The organism is Lentzea sp. NPDC037011 (assembly GCF_055607425.1).
Map to the genome: position 1 here is coordinate 169,074 of NZ_JBVJRT010000012.1, position 21,384 is coordinate 190,457.

Here is a 21,384-nt window from a genome sequence, read left to right on the forward strand (position 1 = left end):
CAGGTGAACCGCGTCACCCAACGGTACGTACAGCAAGGCGTAAGTTGGTTTTCATGACGTTCGTGAGCGAGGGCACCTCGGCGACCGACCGCGCCGAGCGCTACGGGTCCCAGCTGGTCAAGCACTTCACGCAGAAGGACCTGGAAGGGTCCTGGGAGGACGGACGCGGTTTCGTCCGCTTCTCCGCGGGAACGGCGTCCTTCGCCGCTCTTCCGGACGCGCTGCGGCTGCGCGTCGAGGCCTCCTCGGAGGAGGACGCCGCCCGGCTGCGCGACGTCGTTGAACGGCACCTGGTGCGGTTCGGGACGCGCGACGAGCTGAGCGTCTCGTGGGACTCAAGCGGCGAGAACTGACGCCGCCATCCCGATGAGAGCGGTACCACAGACCCGCTCGAACGCCGTGCGAACCTTCGGCCTGCTCAGCACCGTGCCCAGCTGACGAGCCAGCGGGACCACCACCACCCAGAACCCCGCGAACACACCGACCGTCACGGCGCTCAGCAGCGCGGCCTGCGGCAGCGGTGGGCTGTTCGGGTCCATCGCCTGCGGGATGAGGCTCAGGAACGTGAGCATCACCTTGGGGTTCAACAGATCGCAGAGCAGGCCGCGCAGGAACACGTTGCCACCGCTGCGCGGCAGCTCCTGCTCCTTGCCCGCGCCCTTCAGCGTCATGAACCCGAGGTGGGCCAGGTACAGCGCGCCGACCGCCTTGACGAGGAAGAGCGCGGTCGGCACCGCCACCACGAGCGCGCTCAGTCCGACGGTCGCGAGCGTCGCGTGGACGAGCAGCCCCGTGACCACGCCCAGCGCCGCCGTGACGCCCAGCTTGAGGCTGCGCACCGCGTTCCCCATGATCAGGACGAAGTCGGGACCGGGCACGACCGTGATCACCACGAGTGCCAGCAGGAAAGACGTCCACGCGATGTGCATGGGCGGGATCGTCCGCCACTCGTTCTGCCACATTCCACCTGGTCAGTACGATGTTCGCTTATGCGCGAACAAGCCGAACTGGATTCGGTGGACTGGCACATCCTGGAGGAGTTGCAGAACGACGCCACCCTGCCGAACCGGTCGCTCGCCGAGATCGTCGGCCTGGCCCCGTCGTCGTGCCTGCAGCGGGTGCGCCGGCTGCGCGAGCTGGGCGTGATCACGGGCTCGCACGCCGTCGTCGACCCGGCCGTGCTCGGACTGCCGCTGGAGGCCGTCATCTCGGTGAACGTGCGGCCGCACACGCGCCCGGTGGTGGCGGCGTTCCGCGCGTTCGTGATGGCCCAGCCCGAGACGCGGTCGATCTTCCACGTCTCCGGGCAGGCGGACTTCCTGATCCACATCGCGGTGGCGGACTCCACACACCTGCAGGCGTTCCTGATGGACAAGATCGCGTCGCGGACGGAGGTGCGGAACCTGACGTCGTCGGTGGTGCTGGAGCGGGTGGAGACACGGGCGCTGACCCCGCCGGCGACCCTGCGGCCGACGCACCGGCGGCGCCGCGCGGACTAGCGGTTGAGGGTCAACGCATCCAGGTCGACCACCAGTGGTGCGGGACTGAGGAGCTCGACCTTCCCGGTACCGCCGCCGACGTACTCGTAGCGACCGTCGACCAGAACGTGTGCCGCCATGCTGATCGGGTCCTTGAGATCGACGATCCAGTAGTACTGGATACCCGCAGCAGCGTACTCATCCGGCTTGATCTTCAGGTCCGACCCGGCTTGAAGACCCGCACGGGTGGTTCGAACAGGCGTGCTAGGAGCTACTCCATCAGGCGACGTCGAACCAGCGCGGCGAGGTCCACCGTCATCGGCGCGGGGCTGCGCACGTCGAGCATCCGCGAGCCTCCCCCGGCCAGCTCGTACCGGCCGTCCACCAGGGAGTGCGCGACCATGCTGACCGGCTCGTCCAGCGCGACCACCCAGTAGTCCGGGATTCCTGCGGCGGCGTACTCGCGCGGCTTCACCCGCAGGTCCACGTCCTCCGACTCCTCGGACAGGACCTCGACCACCAGCGCCACGTCCGCCGCGTCGAAGCGCGTCACCCCGGCGTCGAAGAGCTTGCTCGAAGCCACGACGACGTCCGGCTTGCGCATGAGCGGGCGTGCACTGTCCTTGAGGAGGACGTCGAACGCGTGCACGACATCGAGTTCGACGGGCAGCTGGTCTTCCAACTGGTCCGCCAGCAGGCGCACCGCGCGTTGGTGCACGGGATAGCGCGGTGGCATCTCCACCAGCACCCCGTCCACCAGCTCGTGGTGGCGGCAGTCGTCCTCGGACATCTCGTCGTAGTCGGCCAGCGTGATGATCACGGCCAGGTCATCGACGTGCGACGACCCGCCCTTGATCACTCACACAGGGCCTCAGTCCGACTTGACGACCCGGATCAGCCCCTCCTGCACCACCGTGGCCACCAGCTGCCCGTCCTGCGTGAAGAACTGCCCGGTCGCCAGCCCGCGGTTCCCCGAGGCGGACGGCGAGGCGGTGTCGTACAGCAGCCACTCGTCGGCGCGGAACGGGCGGTGGAACCAGATCGCGTGGTCCAGGGAGGCGCCGAGGACCTTGTCCAGTCCCCAGTAGACGCCCTGCTTGGCCAGGACGCCGTCCAGCAGCGTCATGTCCGAGGCGTAGGTCATCACGCAGATGTGCAGCATCGGGTCGTCCGGCAGCTTGCCGTCGGCCTTCATCCACACGCGGGACACGGCCTCGCCGGGACCGTCCTCACGGGACTCCCACGGCGGCTCGGTGACGTAGCGCACGTCGATCGGGCGCGGGAACTTCGAGTTCACCAGGGAGTAGCCGGCGGCCTGTTCGGTCCACGTCGGCAAGGTCTCCGGGTCCGGCACGGAGGGCATCGAGGAGGCGTGCTCGACGCCCTGCTCCTCCAGCTGGAAGGAGGCGGAGAGGGCGAAGATGGCCTTGCCGTGCTGCACGGCCACGACGCGGCGGGTGGTGAACGAGCGGCCGTCGCGGATGCGGTCCACCTCGTACACGATCGGCACCCGCGGGTCGCCGGGCCGGATGAAGTACGAGTGCAGCGAGTGCACCCGTCGTTCCACCGGCACGGTCCGACCCGCGGCCACCAGGGCTTGACCGGCGACCTGGCCGCCGAAGACGCGCACCGGCGACTCGGCGGGGGACACACCGCGGAAGATGTTCTCCTCGATGCGTTCCAGGTCGAGCAACGCGACCAGGTCGTCCACTGCGGGTTGGCCACTCACACCGGGTGGTCCGGCGGCAGCGGCACGGGCGGCCTCAGTCACGTTCCAACACTCCTACGCGTGGTCTTCCTCCCCCAGCCGGTGCACCCGGATGAGGTTCGTCGACCCAATGGTGCCAGGAGGCGATCCGGCGACCACCACCATGAGGTCACCGGCCTGGTAGCGGCCGATCTCCAGCATGGCCACGTCGACCTGGCGGACCATCTCGTCGGTGGACTCCACGCGCGGCACGATGAACGTCTCGGTGCCCCACGTCAGCGACAGCTGCGAGCGCACCGACGGCTCCGGCGTGAACGCCAGCAGCGGCAGGTGCGTGTGCAGGCGGGCCAGGCGGCGGACGGTGTCGCCGGACTGGGTGAACGCGACCAGGGCCTTGGCGTTGAGGCGCTCGCCGATGTCGCGGGCCGCGTAGGAGATCACACCGCGCTTGGTGCGCGGGACGTGCGTCAGCGGCGGCACGACGACCGACTCGGTCTCGACGGCCTCGATGATGCGGCCCATGGTCTGCACGGACTCGATGGCGTAGCGGCCGACCGAGGTCTCACCGGAGAGCATCAGGGCGTCCGCGCCGTCGAGCACCGCGTTCGCGACGTCGGACGTCTCGGCGCGGGTCGGGCGGGAGTTCGTGATCATCGAGTCGAGCATCTGGGTCGCGACGATGACCGGCTTGGCGTTCTCGCGGGCGATCTGGATCGCGCGCTTCTGCACCAGCGGCACGCTCTCCAGCGGCAGCTCGACGCCCAGGTCGCCGCGGGCGACCATGACGCCGTCGAAAGCCAGCACGATGGCTTCGAGGTTGTCCACGGCCTCCGGCTTCTCGATCTTCGCGATCACCGGGAGGCGCTTGCTGCCCGCGCGGTCCATGACCTGGTGGACCAGGTCGATGTCGGCGGGCGAGCGGACGAACGACAGTGCGATGAAGTCCACGCCCAGCGAGAGCGCGAACTCGAGGTCCTCGATGTCCTTCTCCGACAGCGCCGGCACGGAGACGTCCATGCCGGGCAGCGAGAGGCCCTTGTTGTTGCTGACGGGTCCGCCCTCGGTGACCTCGCACACGACGTCGGAGCCTTCGACCTCGACGACCACGAGGCCGACCTTGCCGTCGTCCACGAGCAGGCGGTCGCCGACCTTGGCGTCCTTCGCGAGCTCCTTGTACGTCGTCGACACGCGGTCGTGCGTGCCCTCGACGTCCTCGACGGTGATGCGGACGATGTCGCCGTTGTTCCAGTCGACAGGACCGGCCGCGAACCGGCCGAGCCGGATCTTGGGGCCCTGCAGGTCGGCGAGGATGCCCACGGCGCGACCGGACTCGTCCGCTGCGGCGCGGACCATGTCGTAGACCTGCTTGTGGTCGGCATGGCTGCCGTGGCTGAAGTTCATCCTGGCCACGTCCATACCGGCCGCTACCAGGTCACGGACCTTTTCGGGCGTGCCAGTGGCGGGACCGAGGGTACAGACGATCTTTGCGCGTCGACTCACGTGTAGAGAGAGTAGTCCTCGTTCCTGGACCGATCCCGAACTACTCCTCGGTAATGTTCTGCCAATGGGTCGAGTGCTCCCGTTCGTGTTCGCCGCGTTGCTCAGCGTCGTCGTGTTGTTCACCCCCGAGTCAGGTGTGCCCTCCTCGCCGCCGGGCACCGACAAGGTCGTGCACCTGGTGCTCTTCGGCCTGCTCGCGTTCACCGGCCTGCACGCGAAGATCCCTCACGCGCTGTGGGCGCTGGTGGCGTACGCGGGGCTCTCGGAGGTGCTGCAGGAGCTCATCACGCCGCTGCACCGCAGCGGGGACGTCCTCGACGCACTCGTCGACGTGGCCGGGATCGGTCTCGGCTGGGCTATCGCCGCGGCTTCTCGCTCACGCCGACGTGGTCCTCGCACCACGCGTTGAGGTCCCTGAGCTGCCGCCACGCCTTGCGCACCCGGTCCAGGGCGCCCGGCTCGTGCAGCACGTCGTCGGGCTCCCAGACCTTGCGCACCCAGATCGACCGGTGCTTGAGCAGGTCGAGGTGCGGGTGGTCGTCGGCGAACCCGCGCGGCTTCGACCTCATCACGTCGCCGTGCAGCTTCCAGCCCTGCTTGACGAGCTTGTCGACGACCTTGCGCAGCAGGACGCCGTGCGCGTCGACGGAGGCGCGGTAGCGGGCCAGCTGGTCGGACTGCATGTGGAACGAGCCACCGCCCACCATCAGGCCCTCCGGGCTGAGCTGCACGTAGTACGCGCCGCCGCCGCGGCCCTTCTCGATCACGGCGCCGCAGTGGTCCTTGTACGGCGTCTTGTCCTTGGCGAACCGCACGTCGCGGTACGGCCGGAACACCTTGCCCTCACCGAACTCCCCCTCCAGCGCGAGCAGCAGCGCCTCCATGGGGGCGCGCACGTCGCGCAGGTAGGTCTCCCTGTTGTCGTCCCAGTACGCCTTCGAGTTGTCCAGCACCAGGCCGTCGTAGAAGTCGATCGCGTACTCGCCGAAACCTTCGAACGTCACCGAGTCAGCCTAGGCGGCACGCCCGAATGCGTGAAAACTCGTTTGAGCGCAGACGGTCGGGGCATACTCGGACGAATGCCACGCCGTACCACCGCGCTCGCGAACTGGCTCCAGCGGCTCGACCAGGACGCGGTGGCGGCGGTGCTGACACACCGCAGGGACGTGGGCGACCGGTTGCTGCGCACCCTCAAGGACCTCGCGTACCAGCTCACGGACCCCGACTCGGTGCACCGCGCGGAGGAGGACCTCGACCAGGGCGCGGTGGACGTGCTCGGCGCGATCGTCCGGCTGGGCCGCTCGGCGAGCGTCGACGCGGTGTGCGCGGAGCTGCGGTGCTCGGTGCGGGAGTTCGACCGGGCGTTCGCCGAGCTCAAGGTGCGCGCGCTGGCCTGGCCGGAGGGACCGGTGCTCAAGGAGGTCAACTCGGTGCGGGCCCTGCACGCCCGGCCGCACCTCACGCCGCGGCCACCGGCGGCGCGGCGCGGGCCGGTGCCGCGGGTCTCGCCGGTCGCGCCCGCGACGTCCACGGTGGACGGGGTGGCGCGGCTGCTGGCGCACTGCGAACGGGACGCCTTCGAGGCCCGCCACACCGGCGGTGTCGCGACCGGGGAGATCCGGCGGGTCGCGCGGGCGCTGCGGGTCACCGACGGCGTGCTGCGGCTGCGGCTGGAGCTGGCGGTCGAGGCTCAGCTGCTGGGGCTGGAGCGCGGGCGCCTGCTGCCGACGCGGCACGCCGACGCGTGGCGGGACGCGCACCCCGGGGACCGGCTCGCGCGGCTGGTCGAGGCGTGGCGGCGGATGGACTGGCGGCCCGACGCCGAACAGGCGCGGTCGGCGTTGCGCGACTACGCCGGGCAGTGCGGCGCCGAGCTGCGGCGGTCGACGCTCGCGGCGTTCAGCACCGGCCACGCGGTCGTGGAGCCCGGTGAGCTGGTCGCCGAGCTGGAGTGGGCCCGCCCGGCCGTGCACGACCTGCGGGCCACGGCGGTCGTCATCACCGAGCTGGAGGCGCTGGGGCTGGTCGCGGGTGGCGCGCTGACGCCGCTGGGACTGGCGGTGCGCGACGGCGGTGACGTGGCGGCGGCCGCGGTGGAGCTGATGCCGCCGGCCGCGGACCGGGCGGTGTTCCTGGCGGACCTGACCGCGGTGGTGGACGGCCTGCCGGGCACGGTGCTCGCCGCCACGCTGGACCTGGTGGCGGACCTGGAGGACGGCGACTCCGCGCGGGTGTGGCGGCTGTCGGCGGGGTCGATCCGGCGGGCGCTCGACGCCGGGCTGCCGTCCGAGGAGGTGCTGCTGCGGCTGGGGGTCGTGGCGGACGGGCCGCTGCCGCAGGCCGTCGAGCACCTGGTGCAGGACGTGGCACGGCGGCACGGGCAGCTGACGGTGACCGAGGTCGCGTGCTGCGTGCGGGCGGAGGACCCCGCGCTGCTGCGGGAGATCGCGCGGTCCCGGTCGCTGGTGCAGCTGGGACTGCGGTTCCTCGCGCCGACCGTGCTGGCGTCCGCGGCGCCCATGCCCGAGACGCTGGCGGCGTTGCGCGCGGCCGGGTACGCGCCGAAGGGCGTCGACGGCGCTGACCGGTCCATTGTGGAGCGTTCACGGCCGGACCGGGCGCCCGCGCGCGGTGAGCGCGGACCGGACCGGCAGCGCGCCGAGCTGGACGACCTGGAGCTCACCCAGCTCGCGGTGCGGCTGGTGGAGCAGGAACGGCAGGTCCTCGGCCGGGGCACGCCGAGGGCGAACGCGGCGCGGCTGCTGCGCGACCAGAACGTCTTCCTGCGCGACGAGGAGGTGCAGCGGCTCGCGTCGGCGCTGGTCGACGGCCGGCCGGTGCGCATCGGGTACGCGAGCGGCCCGCGGCAGACGGAGTCGGTCCTGATCACACCGGTCAAGCACCTCGACGGCGTGCTGACGGCGGACTGCGAGGGCGGTGTGAGCCGGGAGTTCCGCATCGAGCACGTCCGCGCGGTGCACGCGCCCGGCGGGTGAACACCTGGTGAAGTCGCCGCCGCACCGGTGATCACGTGCTGATACTGGGGACCGTGCCCGACCCGTTCTCCGCCGGACTGCTGATGGTGCTCGAGACCGTGCTGGAACGCTTCCTGCTCGGGCTCTTCGACGCGGCGCACAAGGGTGCGCGGGACAAGAAGCGGCAGCGGGAGCTGACCAGGCCGGGTCCGCTGGTCGAGCGGATCGGCACCGAGCTCGCCCGCGGTGAGCTCGGCGGGGTCGCGGAGAACGAGTGGCGCGCCGCCGTGGCCGCGGTGCGCGAGTCGGTCGAGGCCGCGCTGCCGCTGCGCGAGGACGAGGCGCTGCACGTGGTGCTGACGCCCGAGGCGCTGCGGGCGCACGTGCTGGCCAGGTCGGTGGCGGTGCGGCGGGCGGCTGGGCTGTCCGAGGCGGCCTCGGCCGGCTACGACGCGCTGCTCACGCGGGTGTGCGTCGCGATCGTCGAGCTGGTGCGGTCGCAGCCGGAGTACGCGCGGCGGCTGGCCGTGGCGATGTTCCAGCTCGGTCAGCGCACCGCGGACGCCGTGGCGCGGTTGCCCGAGCAGCAGCGCGCGGCCGTGGTCGCCGCGCACCGCGAGTTCGAGGACCGGTACGCCGAGCAGGTCGCGCACGCGCTGGGCGGCCTGGAGGTGTTCGGGGTCTCGCGGGGACGGGCGCCGCGCCGGCACTCGTTCGACAGCTCGTACGTGTCGCTGGCCGTGGCCAGGGTCGGTGACACCGGCGAGCTGACCGGTGCCGGGCTGCCGGTGGCGGCGGCACTGGCGGACACGCCGCGGGTGCTGGTCCGCGGCGGCGCCGGTGCGGGCAAGACGACGTTCCTGCGCTGGCTCGCGATGAACGCGCTGGGCGAGACCAGGACCTCCGGCGACGAGTGGCTCGGCCTGGTGCCGTTCTTCGTGCCGCTGCGGCAGTGCACGGCGTTGCCGAAGCCGGAGGAGCTCATCGCCTGGACGGCGGCCGTGATCGAGGAGGAGAAGCCGTCCGGGTGGGTGACCGCGCGGCTGCGGGAGGGCCGGGCGCTGGTCCTGGTCGACGGCGTGGACGAGCTGGTGTGGGAGCGGCGGGCCGAGGCGCGGCAGTGGCTCGCGCAGCTCGTGGCGGCCTACCCGAAGGCGCGGTACGCGGTCACGACCCGGCCTGCGGCGGTGCCGGAGGACTGGCTGGAGGACTGCGGTTTCGCGGCGTTCGACCTGTTGCCGTTGAGCGACAAGGGGGTCCGCGACTTCGTCGAGGCCTGGCACACGGCGGCGCGCGACGAGCCGGGGTTGCCGCGGGACGCGCGGGTGTGGCTCGCCGAGTGCGAGACGCGGCTGGTGGCGACCCTCGCGAAGCGCCCCGACCTGCGGCGGCTCGCGTCGAGCCCGCTGCTGGCGGGACTGCTGTGCGCGCTGCACCAGGACCGGAACATGCACCTGCCGCGGGACCGGCGGTCGCTGTACGAGGCGGCGCTGGACCTGCTGCTGGTGCGCTGGGACGAGGACCGCGGCCTGGTGCTGCCGGCGTTCTCCAAGGAGGAGCAGCTCGTCCTGCTGCAGCGGTTCGCGTACTCGCTGGTGCGCAACAGGGAGCTGATGGTGCCGCGCGAGGAGGCGGTGCACCGGCTGGGGAACGCGATGCGCGGCCTGCGCTCGCACGACGTGGACCCGGATGAGGCGATGCAGCGGCTGCTGGAACGCGCCGGGCTGCTGCGGGAGGCGGCCGGGGAACGGGTGCAGTTCGTGCACCGGACGTTCCGCGACTACCTGGCGGCCAAGGAGGTCGTGGACGCGGGCGACCTGAACCTGCTGGTGGACCGGGCGCACCTGGACGAGTGGCACGACGTGGTGGTCATGGCCGTCGCGCACGCCCGGCCGCGCGAACGGGCCAGGGTGCTGATGGACCTGCTGGCGGGCAACGACGACACGCGCAAGGACGAACGCGGCCGGGACAGGCTGCGGCTGCTCGCGCTGGCGTGCCTGGAGCAGGCCGACGTGATCGAACCGGAGACCGCACGCGCGCAGGTGACGTCGGCGGCGGCCGCGCTGATCCCGCCGACGAGCTTCGCGCACGCCGACGCGCTGGCCGAGGCCGGGTCGTTCGTCGTGGACCTGCTGCCGGGACCGGAGGCGGTGGCCGAGGCCGCGTTCGTCGTGCGGACGCTCGCGAACATCGGCGGTGAGGGCGCGTGGGAGCGGCTCGCGGAGTTCGTGGCCGTGGACCAGGTGATGGTCGTCGACGAGCTGCTGAGGGCGTGGCGGAACACCCCCGACGCGGAGGACTACGCGCGGACCGTGCTGTCCGGGGTGGACTTCGGCGACCGGCGGGTGGACGTCCGCGGCTGGCACCGCATCCAGTTCATCGCGCACCTCGCGAAGCTGCGGTACGTGCGGTGCATCGGCAACATCAACCCGCTCGACCCGCTGGGCGCCATGCCCGCGCTGCACCGGCTGGAGCTGTGGCAGAACGAGGTGGTGCGCGAGCTGGCCCCACTCGCGTCGTCGGGGTCGCTGCGGGAGCTGCACCTGAGCCGGTGCCGGCCGCTGGGGCGGATCGACCTGGCGCCGGTGCGGGGGCTCGACGAGCTGCACCTGCACTTCAGCCGGGTCGACCTCGCGTCGCTGGAGGGCGGTGCGCTGCGGCGGTTGCAGGTCCGCGACGAGGGCTTGGACGGCGGTCTGGCGGCGCTGCCCGCGTTGCCCGCGCTGCGGCACCTGGCCCTCGACCACCGCCCGCCCTACCCGCTGGCGGGGCTGGAGCGGTGGCCGACCATCACGACGCTGGAGGTGTTCGGGGTGCCCGCGGCGGACGAGCTGCGCGTGCTGCCCGCGCTGGAGCACCTCGTCGTGCACCAGCCGGAGTCACCGGCCCGGCTGGCCGGGCTGCGCCGGGAGCTGCCGGGGCTGCGGATCACCACCTGATGTCGGCGAGGCTGCCCAGCGGCGGGCGCTGAGACGCGTCCTGCGGCTGCACGGCGGACGTCTCGGCGGCGTGCAGCTCGGCCGGGAACGTGAAGCTCACCCGCTGTTCGAGCTCGGTCAGCGACACCTGGAACACCCGGAACTCGTCGAGGTCGAGCGCCTCGGCCAGCACGAGGTTCTGGGTGAGCAGGAACGCGCTGCAGCGCAGCTCGCCGTCCACGACGAACGCGATGGCCTTGAAGAACTCGCGCGGGATCGGGACACCGCGGAACACCCGGTCGTCGACGTTGAACACCGGTCCGCCGTAGACGCTCACCCTCAGGTCGTCCACGTCGACGTCGGCGAGCACCGCGTCCTCCAGCCGCCCCCAGAGGCCTTCCTTGGTGCTCTGGTTGAAGTCGTCCATCTGCGGGGTGATGTTCGTGAAGAAGAACGAGTCCCGGTTGGCCTTCTTCGCCTCCGCCGTCGGCCCCCAGCACAGGTCGGCGCGGCGCGCGATGTGGCCGCGGTCGAGCCGGTTGTCTCGGTAGAGCTCGTCACCGGTCTGGAACTCCGCGGGCACCCTCGGGTCCTTGACGAACGGGATGCCGGTGCGGCTCAACGCCTTCATGGCGGCGCCGTCGATGTTCCACGCCACCCAGCTCGCGAACCTGCGCGACCTGCTCAGCGCGAGCGAGAAGTGGGTGTAGTCGATGGTGGTCGAGCCGTTCAGCTCGACCGCGTCCTCGGCGCCCGCCCCGGTGAGCACCGGGACTCCGGCGTCCGTGCCGAGGAACCCGGTGTCGAAGCCCGTCTGCACCGCTGTGCTGGTCATGTGTCGCCCCCTGTGACTCACCTGCAGGATCGACAGTGTCACCACGACCGTTAGCGGCGTACACCCGAACGGCCCAGTGCCGCGACCACAGCCGGCCGCGGCACCGGGCCCCGCACTACCTGCCGACCAGCTCGACGGTGCGGCCCGCGCGGCGGGACTCGTCGACCCACTGGTCGATCGCCTGCACGCAGGCCTGGTCGAGGTGCCGGACCCCGCTCAGGTCCATCCTGACGTGGTCCCTGTCGACGCCGTCGAGCACGTCGAGCAGGTTCGGCAGCCGCAGGAACGTGGCGTTGCCCTTCAGCTCCAGCCCGTCCGGGGTGACGACCACCGACAGCCGGGACACGTCCCAGGCGGTCTTCACGATCGCCGCGAGCAGGCCGACCAGCGTGCCGGTCAGCAGGTCCGTGGCGACGATGAGCCCGGCCGTGAGCACCAGGACCGCTCCCTCGGCCCGGTCGGTGCGCCACAGCGCGACGACCTGCTTGAGCCCGAGCAGCTTCCACCCGGCGTGCACCAGCACGGCGGCGAGCACGGCCACCGGGATCAGCGCGAGCAGCCCCGGCAGCGCCACCACGAACAGCAGCAGCCACACGCCGTGCAGCACCCGTGACGCCTTCGTCCGCGCGCCCGCCGCCACGTTGGCGGAGCTGCGCACGATCACCGCCGTCATCGGCAGTGCGCCGAGCAGGCCGCAGATCGTGTTGCCCACGCCCTGCGCCACCAGCTCCTGGTCGTACTTCGTCCGCGGCCCCTCGTGCATCCGGTCCACCGCGGCCGCGCTGAACAGGCTCTCCGCGGAGGCCACCAGCGCGAACACCACCGCGGAGCCGACCACCCCGGCGCCGAGCAGCGAGAACTCCGGCAGGTGCACGTCCGTGGCCAGCTCACCGACCTGGATCCGCGCCACCGGCAGCCCCGCCACCTCGGCGACCGCGGTGCAGACCACCACTCCGATGAGCACACCCGGCACCGCACGCCAGGCGAACCGCTGCCACAGCAGCATGATCGCGATCGTCGCGACGCCCAGCAGCACCGCCGCGGGCGTCACCGCGAGGTCGACCAGTCCCGCGACCTTCTCCCCCGTCGTGGCCGGCGCCTGCGCGCCGACCAGCGGGTAGAGCTGCCCCAGCACCAGCACCAGGCCGATGCCCGCGAGCATGCCCTGCACCACCGACGGCGAGATCGCGCGGAACCACCGCCCGCACCGCGCCAGGCCCAGGACCACCTGCAGCAGTCCGGCGCCGAGCACGATCACGCCGAGCGCGGCGATCCCGTGCGTGCCGACCGCGTCCGCCACCAGCACGGTCAACCCGGCCGCCGGTCCGCTCACCTGCATCGTGCTGCCCGGCAGCAACCCGACGACGATCCCGCCGACCACGCCCGTCACGATCCCGAGCTCGGCCGGCACCCCCGACGCCACCGCCACACCGACGCACAGCGGCAGCGCCACGAGGAAGACGACGACCGACGCACCCAGGTCGGCCCACACCTTGTTCTTCATCCGGACCCCGCCCCCCTACAGCGGCAGGAACGCGTGCTCGGCGCACGCGGAGACCTCGCCGGTCTCGATGTCGTAGAACCAGCCGTGCACGCGGAGCTCGCCTCGGTCGACCTTCTCCGCCACGAACGGGTAGTCGAGCAACGCCCTCAGCTGCGCGCGCACGTGCTCCTGCCCCTCACCGCGCAGGGCCGGGTCCGCGGAGCTGCGCGGCCGCTGCTCACCGAGCCAGCCGCGCATGGCCGGCAGGTGGTCGATCGCGGCGCCGTTGAGCGCCATCACCGCACCGCAGTGCGAATGCCCGCACACGACGATCTCGCTGACGCCGAGCTGCAGGACGGCGAACTCGATCGTCGCCATCTCACTCGTGGGCGCGTTCAGCGAATACGGCGGAATGACGTTGCCCGCCGTCCTGAGCTCGAAGAGAGAGCCCGGTTCCGCGCCGGTGATGGCCGCGGTGACGATGCGCGAGTCGGCGCACGTGATGAACATCGTCGACGGCTTCTGCCCCCGCGCGAGCTGCTCGCCAATGGCCTGGGGCCGCGACTTGGCGTGTGCGCGGGCATGCTGAACAAAGCGGTGGAAGTCCACGGGAATCCCTCACTGCTGGGGTTGAGATCTGTGTTCAGTTGGAACCGACCGGCGGGGACCGATCAGTTCCGGAACACCTGCAGTGCGGGTGGTGTGCGCCAGACCGCTGTCGGTTCGGCGGCGGGAACCGGCTTGGCACCGGCCGCCTCGACGCGCGGCGCGAGGGCCACCTCACGGGGCTTGGCCACGGTGGATGAACGTTCAACCGCCGAAGCGGCCGTCAGCAGGCGCAACCGGCTCGGTTCGCGCTCCTCGCGCGGCGCCTCTTCCTTCGGGGCCGACGTCTTGGACTTGGGCGGCGGCGCGCCGATCGACGCGGTCGACACCGCCGGGGCCAGCACGGCGCACAGGGCGACCACGACGGCCAGCAACACACTGCGCATGGTTCACCCCCCGACCGAGTTGATCTCGCACTTCCAGTTTTACCCGAGCGGATGACCAATGGGTTAACGGGGGCGCGATTGCACCGTCTCAACCGGAAAATTCACCCGAAAGGTGCTTCGCGTTTCACGGAGTGGAACGACGCTCACGCCTGACACACACCCTAGTCCTCCATTCAGTTTGTGGCGCAAATCATCAGGGAAGGGCCGAACCTTTCTCGTTCCCATCACGAAGGACACCTCACGCGGACTTTTACCGGCGCGGAACTGCTTGGATGACGGCGTGACCGCCTACGACGTCGCCCGGCTCCTGCCCGCCATCGAGGAACTGCGCGCGTTGTGCCGTTCGCTTGCCGTTCTGGACCTCGTGCTGAACCCGGACGACGACGTCCGGCGCCACCGGTTCGACGCCTCGTGGGCGCCCGGTGAGGAGCTGGCGTCCATGGACGACGGTTCAGGCAACGAGTACTCCGTCGTGTTCACGGCGGCGGGCGCGTACGTGCGCGGTTTCGACCACGAGTCGCCGATGAGTCCCTATGCCACCGACGACGACCAGCCGTGGCCCGGTGTCCTCGACTCCGTGCCCGAGGTGTTCCGGCAGTGCGTGGAGGAGCCGGCGTTCTGCGACGAGGGCGTCCCGCGCAGCACGGTGTGCCTGTGGCGCCGCACCGACGACACCGCCTGGCAGCACGGGGAGATCGACTTCCCCGACGACGACCAGGACGGAGCGGACTGGCTGTTCGCGCTGCTGACCGACCGCACACCGGAGGCGTACCAGGACTGGGCGCGGGACTACTACGAGATGCCGGTCGACCTCGGCGCGGTGCGGCACGTGTACGCCGGGCGGTCGCTGACTTCGGACGTGGTGACCGCGCTCAACCCCGCCACGACCCTGGCCGCGGTGGCGGACCGGGTGGCGGCCATCGGCCACCCCGTCCGCGTCCGCTGAAAGGCGAACGCCCCGGTCCGACGTCGTTGTCGGGGCCGGGGCGCCATGCTGCTGACCGCTGGTCGGACGTCGTTGTCAGACCACGGCGAGCGGAAGCTGGTTGGGGATCACGGGCGAGGGCAGGTTGGACGAGCCGGTGAGGAACCTGTCCACGGCGTGCGCCACGGACCGGCCCTCGGCGATCGCCCACACCACCAGCGAGGCGCCGCGGTGGGCGTCGCCGCAGACGAAGACGCCGGGGGCGGTCGTCTGCCAGTCGGAACCGCACGAGATGGTGCCGCGCGACGACAGCGGGATGCCGAAGTCGTCGAGGACCTTCATGTGCTCGACACCCTCGAAGCCGATGGCGAGCAGCACCATGTCCGCGGGCAGCAGCTCGACCTCGTCGGACACCGGCACGACCTGGCGGCGGCCGGAGGAGTCCCGCTCGACGCGCACCTGCTGCAGCTCGATGAACCGCACGTGGCCGGCTTCGTCACCGACGAAGCGGCGGACCGCCACGGTGAAGCGGCGTTCGCCGGCCTCCTCGTGCGCGGGGTACGTGCGCAGGACGTGCGGCCACACCGGCCACGGCGAGCGGTCGTCGTCGCGGACCGACGGCGGCATCGGGTACTGGTCGAGCTGCGTCACGGACAGCGCGCCCTGGCGGGTCGCGGTGCCGTAGCAGTCGGCGCCGGTGTCGCCACCGCCGATGACGATGACGTGCTTGCCCTCGGCCGAGATGCCGCTCGGCCCGTCGCCCTCGCAGGCCCGGTTCGCGGGGACCAGGTGGTCCATCGCGAGGTGGATGCCGTCGAGGTCGCGGCCGGGCGTGGACTTGTCGTCACGGCCGCGCAGCGCGCCGACGGCGAGCACGACGGCGTCGAAGTCCGAGCGCAGCTGCTCGACGGTGATGTCGACGCCGACCTCGCAGCCGGTGACGAACCTGGTGCCCTCCTTGCGCAGCTGGGACAGCCTGCGGTCGAGGACCTTCTTCTCCATCTTGAACTCGGGGATGCCGTAGCGCAGCAGGCCGCCGAGGCGGTCGTCGCGTTCGTAGACGACGACCTCGTGACCCGCGCGGGTCAGCTGCTGGGCGGCGGCGAGACCGGCGGGACCGGACCCGACGACCGCGACGCGCTTGCCGGAGGACACCGCGGCCGTGGACGGCTGCACGTAGCCGTTCTCCCACGACATGTCCGCGATGGTCTCCTCGACCCGCTTGATCGCCACGGCACCACCGGCATCGTGGGAGATCGCCAGCACGCAGGCGGCCTCACACGGTGCCGGGCACAGCCGCCCGGTGAACTCCGGGAAGTTGTTGGTGGCGTGCAGCCGGTCGGAGGCGAGCTCCCAGTCGCCGCGGCGCACCAGGTCGTTCCACTCCGGGATCAGGTTCCCGAGCGGGCAACCGGCGGTTCCGCTGTGGCAGAACGGGATGCCGCAGTCCATGCACCGCGTCGCCTGCGTGCGCACGGCGGCGTTGCGCTCCTCCGGGGCCTCCTGGAGGTAGACCTCGTTCCAGTCCTGCAACCGTTCCGGCTTCGGGCGCTTGGGCGCGTCGGAGCGGGAGTGCTTGAGAAAACCCTGTGGATCAGCCACGAGACGCCTCCATGACAGCCGCGTCAACGTCCCGGCCCTCGGCGCGGGCGAGGCGCATGGCCTCGAGAACGCGCTGGTAGTCGCCGGGCATGACCTTCGTGAACGCACCGGCTCGACGGGTCCAGTCACCGAGCAGCGAGGCCGCGACGGCGGAGCCGGTCAGCTCGTGGTGCCTGGTGACGACGTCCTTGAGCCAACGCAGGTCCTCGGCGCTGAGGCGCTGCAGTTGCACCATCTCCTGGTTCACCGACAACGGGTCCAGGTCCAACACGTACGCGATGCCGCCGGACATGCCGGCCGCGACGTTGCGACCGGTCGGGCCGAGCACGACGGCACGGCCTCCGGTCATGTACTCGAACGCGTGGTCGCCCACGCCCTCGGCCACCAGCGTGGCACCGGAGTTGCGGACGCAGAAGCGTTCGCCGACCCGGCCGCGCAGGAAGATCTCACCCGACGTGGCGCCGTAGCCGATCACGTTGCCCGCGATCACCTGCAGCTCCGCGCGGAACGGCGCGTCGTCGTGCGGGCGGACGACGATCCGGCCGCCGGACAGGCCCTTGCCGACGTAGTCGTTGGCGTCGCCGACCATCTCCAGCGTGATGCCGCGCGGCAGGAACGCGCCGAGCGACTGGCCGGCCGAACCCGTGAGCTTCACGTGGATCGTGTCGTCCTCCAGGCCCTCGCCGCCGTAGCGGCGGGTGACCTCGGCGCCCAGCAACGTGCCGACGGTGCGGTTGACGTTGCGGACCGGCAGCTCCAGCTTCACCTGGTGCGCGTCCTCCAGCGCCGCCTCCGCGAGCTGGATGAGCGTGCGGTCCAGGGCCCGGTCGAGGCCGTGGTCCTGGTCGCGGACGCGGCGCTTGGCCGTGGGGTACGGCGTCTCGGGCACCTCGAAGACCGGGTCGAGGTTCAGGCCCTCGATCTTCCAGTGCTCGATCGCCTCGTCCTTGTCGAGCAGCTCGGCGTGGCCGACGGCCTCGTCGATCGTGCGGAAACCCAGCTCCGCCAGCAGCTCCCTGACCTCCTGCGCGATGAACTCGAAGAAGTTCACGACGTGGTCGGCCTGGCCGGTGTAGCGGGCGCGCAGGTCGGGGTTCTGCGTGGCGACGCCGACCGGGCAGGTGTCCAGGTGGCAGACGCGCATCATCACGCAGCCCGCGACGATCAGCGGTGCCGTGGCGAAGCCGAACTCCTCGGCACCGAGCAGCGCGGCGACCACGACGTCGCGGCCGGTGCGCATGGCGCCGTCGACCTGGACGGTGATGCGGTCGCGCAACCCGTTGAGCAGCAACGTCTGCTGGGTCTCGGCGAGGCCGATCTCCCACGGCGTGCCCGCGTGCTTGAGCGAGTTCATCGGCGAGGCACCGGTGCCGCCGTCGTAGCCCGAGATGAGCACGACGTCCGCGTGCGCCTTGGCCACGCCCGCCGCGACCGTGCCGACGCCGATGGAGGAGACCAGCTTCACGTGGACGCGGGCCTGCTCGTTGGCGTTCTTGAGGTCGTGGATGAGCTGCGCCAGGTCCTCGATCGAGTAGATGTCGTGGTGCGGCGGCGGCGAGATCAGGCCCACGCCGGGCGTGGAGTGCCGGGTGCGCGCCACCCACGGGTAGACCTTGAAGCCGGGCAGCTGACCGCCCTCGCCGGGCTTCGCGCCCTGCGCCATCTTGATCTGGATGTCCGTGGCGTTCACGAGGTACTCGCTCGTGACGCCGAACCGTCCACTCGCGACCTGCTTGACCGCGGAACGGCGTTCCGGGTCGTACAGGCGCTCGCGGTCCTCGCCGCCCTCGCCGCTGTTCGACCGGCCGCCGAGGCGGTTCATCGCGATGGCCAGCGTCTCGTGCGCCTCGGCCGAGATCGAGCCGTAGGACATGGCGCCGGTGTTGAAGCGCTTGACGATCGCGCTGACCGGCTCGACCTCGTCGATCGGGATCGGCGTGCGGCCCTCGGTGCGGAACTTGAACAGGCCGCGCAGCGTGCCGCCCTGCCGGGAGATGCGCTCGACCTCCGCCGTGTACTGGCGGAAGACGTCCTCCTTGCGCGTCTTCGTGGCGTGTTGCAGCAGGAACACCGTCTCCGGCGTGAACAGGTGCAGCTCGCCCTCGCGGCGGTACTGGTAGTCACCGCCCACCTCGAGGCGGCGGTGCGCGCGGTCGGTCGGGTTGTCCGGGTACGCGCGCCGGTGGCGCAGCGCCACCTCCTCGGCGAGCACGTCCATGCCGGCGCCGCCGAGCTTGGACTGCGTGCCGGTGAAGTACTCGTCGAGCAGGTCGTTCGACAGGCCGACGGCCTCGAAGATCTGCGCGGCGGTGTAGGCGCCGACCGTCGAGATGCCCATCTTCGACATGATCTTCAGGACGCCCTTGACGAGCGCCTTGACGTAGTTGCGGATCGCCTTGTGCGCCGGGACGCCGGTGATGGCGCCCTGGCTGATCAGGTCCTCGATCGTCTCGAACGCGAGGTACGGGTTGACCGCGGCGGCGCCGTAGCTCAGCAGCGCGGCGACGTGGTGGACCTCGCGGCAGTCACCGGACTCGACGACGAGCGCGACGCGCAGGCGTTCCTTGGTGCGCACCAGGTGGTGGTGCACCGCGGAGACCAGCAGCAGCGACGGGATCGGCGCCATCCGGTGGTCGGAGTCGCGGTCGCTCAGCACCAGCGTGCGGGCGCCGTTCGCGATGGCCTCGGACGCCTCGCGGCGCACCCGCTCGACCGCCGCGGCCAGCGCGTCGCCACCACCGTCCACCTCGTACAGTCCGGACAGGACGGTGCACGCGAAGCCGGGCAGGTCGCCGTCGTCGTTGATGTGGATGAGCTTGGCGAGCTCGTCGTTGTCGATCACCGGGTAGTCGAGGGTGACGTGCCGGCAGGAGACGGGACCGGGGTCGAGCAGGTTCTGCTCGGGGCCCATCACGCGCTTGACCGAGGTGACGATCTCCTCGCGGATCGCGTCCAGCGGCGGGTTCGTGACCTGGGCGAAGTTCTGCACGAAGTAGTCGTAGAGCAGCCGGGAACGCTGCGACAGCGCGGCGACCGGGGTGTCCGTGCCCATGGAGCCGAGCGGCTCCTGGCCCATGACCGACATGGGCGTGAGCAGGATGCGCAGCTCCTCCTCGGTGTAGCCGAAGGTGAGCTGGCGGCGCACGACCGACTCGTGGCTCTGCACCACGTGCTCGCGGGCGGCGAGGTCGGCGAGGTCGAGCAGGCCCGCGTGCAGCCACTCGTCGTAGGGCTGCTCGGAGGCGAGGCCCGACTTGAACTCCTCGTCGTCGACGATGCGGCCCTGGGCGGTGTCCACGAGGAACATCCGGCCCGGCTGCAGCCGGCCCTTGGCGACGACCTGGTCGGACGGCACGTCCAGCACACCGGACTCGGAGGCCAGCACGACGCGGCCGTCGGCGGTCTGCCACCAGCGGGCGGGGCGCAGGCCGTTGCGGTCGAGCACCGCGCCGACGACCTCGCCGTCGGTGAACGTGACGCACGCCGGGCCGTCCCACGGCTCCATCAGCGAGGCGTGGAACTGGTAGAACGCGCGGCGCTTCGGGTCCATCGTGGCGTGGTTCTCCCACGCCTCCGGGATCATCATCAGCACCGCGTGCGGCAGGCTGCGGCCGCCGAGGTGCAGCAGCTCCAGCACCTCGTCGAACGACGCGGAGTCCGAGCCGTCCGGGTCGCAGATGGGGAACAGCCGCGCGAGGTCGCCGGGGATGAGGTCGCTCTCCAGCAGTGCCTCGCGGGCGCGCATGCGGTTGCGGTTGCCGCGCACGGTGTTGATCTCACCGTTGTGGGCGACGAACCGGAACGGGTGCGCCAGCGGCCACGACGGGAAGGTGTTGGTGGAGAACCGGCTGTGCACCAGCGCGATCGCCGACCGCAGCCGCTCGTCGTGCAGGTCGGGGAAGAACGCCGGCAGCTGCTCGGTCGTCAGCATTCCCTTGTAGACGATCGTGCGCGCCGACAGCGACGGGAAGTACACGCTGCCCTCGTGCTCCACGCGCTTGCGCAGGCAGAAGGTCAGGCGGTCCAGGGCGACGCCGGTCTCGTCGCGCGTGCCCTTCACGAAGAGCTGGGCGAAGTGCGGTGCCACGGACAGCGCCGTCGGGCCCACGTTCGCCTTCTCGGCGTCGACCGGGACGTCGCGCCAGCCGAGCACCTCGAGGTTCTCCTCGACGGCGATGCGCTCGATCTGCTCCCGCGCGGCCTCGCGGTCCTCGGCCTCGAACGGCAGGAAAGCGATTCCCGCCGCGTACCCGCCGCGCTGCGGCAGGTCGAAGTCGACGACAGCGCGCAGGAACTCGTCCGGCAACTGGAGCAGGATGCCGGCGCCGTCGCCCGAGGTGGGCTCTGCTCCGGCTGCGCCACGGTGTTCCAGGTTGGCCAGGGCGGTGAGCGCGTCGCTCACGATGCCGTGGGAACGCCTGCCCTGGATGTCGGCCACCATCGCGACACCACAGGCGTCGCGTTCATCAGCGGGGTCGTAGAGACCCTGGGGGCCGGGGATGGCGGAGAAGATCACTGCGCAGACCTCCTTCGTCGTCCTCGCGTAAAGAACTAAAGTCCTCGTGCTCAGACCTCGAACCAACAGGTGGGAGCACGGGACGACGATGGCCCGCGTGTTGACGCGACTTTAACAGCCGCGAAACCCGGGGACACCATCCAATGGGTGATCCAGGTCATGGAAGCGTAACGATTTCCCAGCGCTGAGCGACATTGCAGCGAACGTCGAGGCCCGTTACGGCTGAGTTAGCGTAACCGAACGTTCAACTTCGGCCAGCTCGATGAGAGCTGCACAACATTCGCGTGTTGCCACAAGATCAGCTGGGTAACCCCTCCTTCTTCCTGGTCAGACGCCTGCCGTCCCAGTTAGCGGACGCTCACACCGCACCGCCCGCTCCGCTGGGATGCCGTTCGTTTCCGGTCAAAAAACCGAGGTCCCGGTCCTCCGCGTCGCGTGCGGGAGGACCGGGA

18 protein-coding genes are annotated in these 21,384 nt (G+C 71.1%); 6 read left to right on the plus strand and 12 right to left on the minus strand.

The genetic code is table 11. The features are described 5' to 3' along the window. Positions 1 to 53: 53 nt before the first annotated feature. On the plus strand, positions 54 to 353 hold the full coding sequence (locus ACZ7CH_RS32710; protein WP_360390281.1) for a DUF2218 domain-containing protein: 300 nt from the start codon (positions 54 to 56) through the stop codon (positions 351 to 353). On the opposite strand, the gene ACZ7CH_RS32715 is transcribed toward ACZ7CH_RS32710, so the two are convergent. Beyond that, a complete protein-coding gene (locus ACZ7CH_RS32715; RefSeq protein WP_470375714.1) occupies positions 336 to 929 on the minus strand; it encodes a LysE family translocator in 594 nt (197 codons plus the stop codon). The two genes, ACZ7CH_RS32710 and ACZ7CH_RS32715, sit on opposite strands and share 18 nt — an antisense overlap. Positions 930 to 989: 60 nt before the next feature. Between ACZ7CH_RS32715 and ACZ7CH_RS32720 the strand changes: the two genes are divergently transcribed. Next, entirely contained in the window at positions 990 to 1,499 is a 510-nt protein-coding gene (locus ACZ7CH_RS32720) for an Lrp/AsnC family transcriptional regulator (RefSeq protein WP_470370665.1), read from the plus strand. Here the strand turns inward: ACZ7CH_RS32720 and ACZ7CH_RS32725 are convergent. The 4 genes from ACZ7CH_RS32725 to pyk all read right to left on the minus strand — a co-directional run bounded on the left by ACZ7CH_RS32725 (position 1,496) and on the right by pyk (position 4,686). Further along, entirely contained in the window at positions 1,496 to 1,618 is a 123-nt protein-coding gene (locus ACZ7CH_RS32725) for a hypothetical protein (protein ID WP_360390290.1), read from the minus strand. The two genes, ACZ7CH_RS32720 and ACZ7CH_RS32725, sit on opposite strands and share 4 nt — an antisense overlap. Positions 1,619 to 1,749: 131 nt before the next feature. Beyond that, positions 1,750 to 2,337, minus strand: a complete 588-nt coding sequence (locus tag ACZ7CH_RS32730) for a Uma2 family endonuclease (protein ID WP_470375715.1) — start codon at positions 2,335 to 2,337, stop codon at positions 1,750 to 1,752. A 12-nt stretch (positions 2,338 to 2,349) separates the two neighbouring features. Beyond that, positions 2,350 to 3,249 (minus strand): acyl-CoA thioesterase II, encoded by a 900-nt coding sequence (gene tesB, locus ACZ7CH_RS32735; protein ID WP_360390296.1) that lies wholly within the window; start codon positions 3,247 to 3,249, stop codon positions 2,350 to 2,352. A 12-nt stretch (positions 3,250 to 3,261) separates the two neighbouring features. Next, on the minus strand, positions 3,262 to 4,686 hold the full coding sequence (gene pyk, locus ACZ7CH_RS32740) for a pyruvate kinase (protein ID WP_360390298.1): 1,425 nt from the start codon (positions 4,684 to 4,686) through the stop codon (positions 3,262 to 3,264). 64 nt (positions 4,687 to 4,750) lie between these two features. On the opposite strand from pyk, the gene ACZ7CH_RS32745 reads away from it, so the two are divergent. Next, positions 4,751 to 5,095 carry a VanZ family protein gene (locus ACZ7CH_RS32745; protein ID WP_470375716.1) on the plus strand — a complete coding sequence of 115 codons (345 nt, stop codon included), beginning with the start codon at positions 4,751 to 4,753 and terminating at the stop codon, positions 5,093 to 5,095. Here ACZ7CH_RS32745 and ACZ7CH_RS32750 read toward each other — a convergent pair. After that, entirely contained in the window at positions 5,043 to 5,690 is a 648-nt protein-coding gene (locus tag ACZ7CH_RS32750; protein WP_360390303.1) for a DUF2461 domain-containing protein, read from the minus strand. The genes ACZ7CH_RS32745 and ACZ7CH_RS32750 overlap by 53 nt on opposite strands. 75 nt (positions 5,691 to 5,765) lie before the next feature. Between ACZ7CH_RS32750 and ACZ7CH_RS32755 the strand changes: the two genes are divergently transcribed. Further along, positions 5,766 to 7,682 (plus strand): helicase-associated domain-containing protein, encoded by a 1,917-nt coding sequence (locus tag ACZ7CH_RS32755; RefSeq protein WP_470375717.1) that lies wholly within the window; start codon positions 5,766 to 5,768, stop codon positions 7,680 to 7,682. Positions 7,683 to 7,717: 35 nt separating this feature from the next. Then, positions 7,718 to 10,600, plus strand: a complete 2,883-nt coding sequence (locus ACZ7CH_RS32760; protein ID WP_470375718.1) for an NACHT domain-containing protein — start codon at positions 7,718 to 7,720, stop codon at positions 10,598 to 10,600. Here the strand turns inward: ACZ7CH_RS32760 and ACZ7CH_RS32765 are convergent. From ACZ7CH_RS32765 to ACZ7CH_RS32780, 4 genes are all read right to left on the minus strand, one after another. Beyond that, positions 10,590 to 11,414 (minus strand): DNA/RNA non-specific endonuclease, encoded by an 825-nt coding sequence (locus ACZ7CH_RS32765; protein WP_470375719.1) that lies wholly within the window; start codon positions 11,412 to 11,414, stop codon positions 10,590 to 10,592. The genes ACZ7CH_RS32760 and ACZ7CH_RS32765 overlap by 11 nt on opposite strands. Positions 11,415 to 11,529: 115 nt before the next feature. Then, entirely contained in the window at positions 11,530 to 12,918 is a 1,389-nt protein-coding gene (locus tag ACZ7CH_RS32770; protein ID WP_360390313.1) for a SulP family inorganic anion transporter, read from the minus strand. Between the two features lie 15 nt (positions 12,919 to 12,933). Then, positions 12,934 to 13,407: a carbonic anhydrase gene (locus ACZ7CH_RS32775; RefSeq protein ID WP_360390315.1), complete on the minus strand. Its 474-nt coding sequence runs from the start codon at positions 13,405 to 13,407 to the stop codon at positions 12,934 to 12,936. Between the two features lie 161 nt (positions 13,408 to 13,568). Further along, positions 13,569 to 13,889 carry a hypothetical protein gene (locus ACZ7CH_RS32780; RefSeq protein ID WP_470375720.1) on the minus strand — a complete coding sequence of 107 codons (321 nt, stop codon included), beginning with the start codon at positions 13,887 to 13,889 and terminating at the stop codon, positions 13,569 to 13,571. 280 nt (positions 13,890 to 14,169) lie between these two features. Between ACZ7CH_RS32780 and ACZ7CH_RS32785 the strand changes: the two genes are divergently transcribed. Beyond that, positions 14,170 to 14,835: a hypothetical protein gene (locus ACZ7CH_RS32785; protein WP_470375721.1), complete on the plus strand. Its 666-nt coding sequence runs from the start codon at positions 14,170 to 14,172 to the stop codon at positions 14,833 to 14,835. A 75-nt stretch (positions 14,836 to 14,910) separates the two neighbouring features. Here the strand turns inward: ACZ7CH_RS32785 and ACZ7CH_RS32790 are convergent, their stop codons facing one another. Together ACZ7CH_RS32790 and gltB are read right to left on the minus strand one after the other, a co-directional pair. Then, positions 14,911 to 16,416: a glutamate synthase subunit beta gene (locus ACZ7CH_RS32790; protein ID WP_360390324.1), complete on the minus strand. Its 1,506-nt coding sequence runs from the start codon at positions 16,414 to 16,416 to the stop codon at positions 14,911 to 14,913. Next, entirely contained in the window at positions 16,409 to 20,932 is a 4,524-nt protein-coding gene (gene gltB / locus ACZ7CH_RS32795; RefSeq protein WP_360390327.1) for a glutamate synthase large subunit, read from the minus strand. The genes ACZ7CH_RS32790 and gltB overlap by 8 nt, the downstream gene beginning before the upstream one ends. Between the last annotated feature and the right edge of the window lie 452 nt (positions 20,933 to 21,384).

Coding starts and splice junctions, on each gene's coding strand:
- ACZ7CH_RS32710 (WP_360390281.1), top strand. CDS start 54: ATGACGTTCGTGAGCGAGGGCACCTCGGCGACCGACCGCGCCGAGCGC.
- ACZ7CH_RS32715 (WP_470375714.1), bottom strand. CDS start 929: ATGCACATCGCGTGGACGTCTTTCCTGCTGGCACTCGTGGTGATCACG.
- ACZ7CH_RS32720 (WP_470370665.1), top strand. CDS start 990: ATGCGCGAACAAGCCGAACTGGATTCGGTGGACTGGCACATCCTGGAG.
- ACZ7CH_RS32725 (WP_360390290.1), bottom strand. CDS start 1,618: ATGGCGGCACACGTTCTGGTCGACGGTCGCTACGAGTACGTCGGCGGC.
- ACZ7CH_RS32745 (WP_470375716.1), top strand. CDS start 4,751: ATGGGTCGAGTGCTCCCGTTCGTGTTCGCCGCGTTGCTCAGCGTCGTC.
- ACZ7CH_RS32755 (WP_470375717.1), top strand. CDS start 5,766: ATGCCACGCCGTACCACCGCGCTCGCGAACTGGCTCCAGCGGCTCGAC.
- ACZ7CH_RS32765 (WP_470375719.1), bottom strand. CDS start 11,414: ATGACCAGCACAGCGGTGCAGACGGGCTTCGACACCGGGTTCCTCGGC.
- ACZ7CH_RS32770 (WP_360390313.1), bottom strand. CDS start 12,918: ATGAAGAACAAGGTGTGGGCCGACCTGGGTGCGTCGGTCGTCGTCTTC.
- ACZ7CH_RS32775 (WP_360390315.1), bottom strand. CDS start 13,407: ATGTTCATCACGTGCGCCGACTCGCGCATCGTCACCGCGGCCATCACC.
- ACZ7CH_RS32780 (WP_470375720.1), bottom strand. CDS start 13,889: ATGCGCAGTGTGTTGCTGGCCGTCGTGGTCGCCCTGTGCGCCGTGCTG.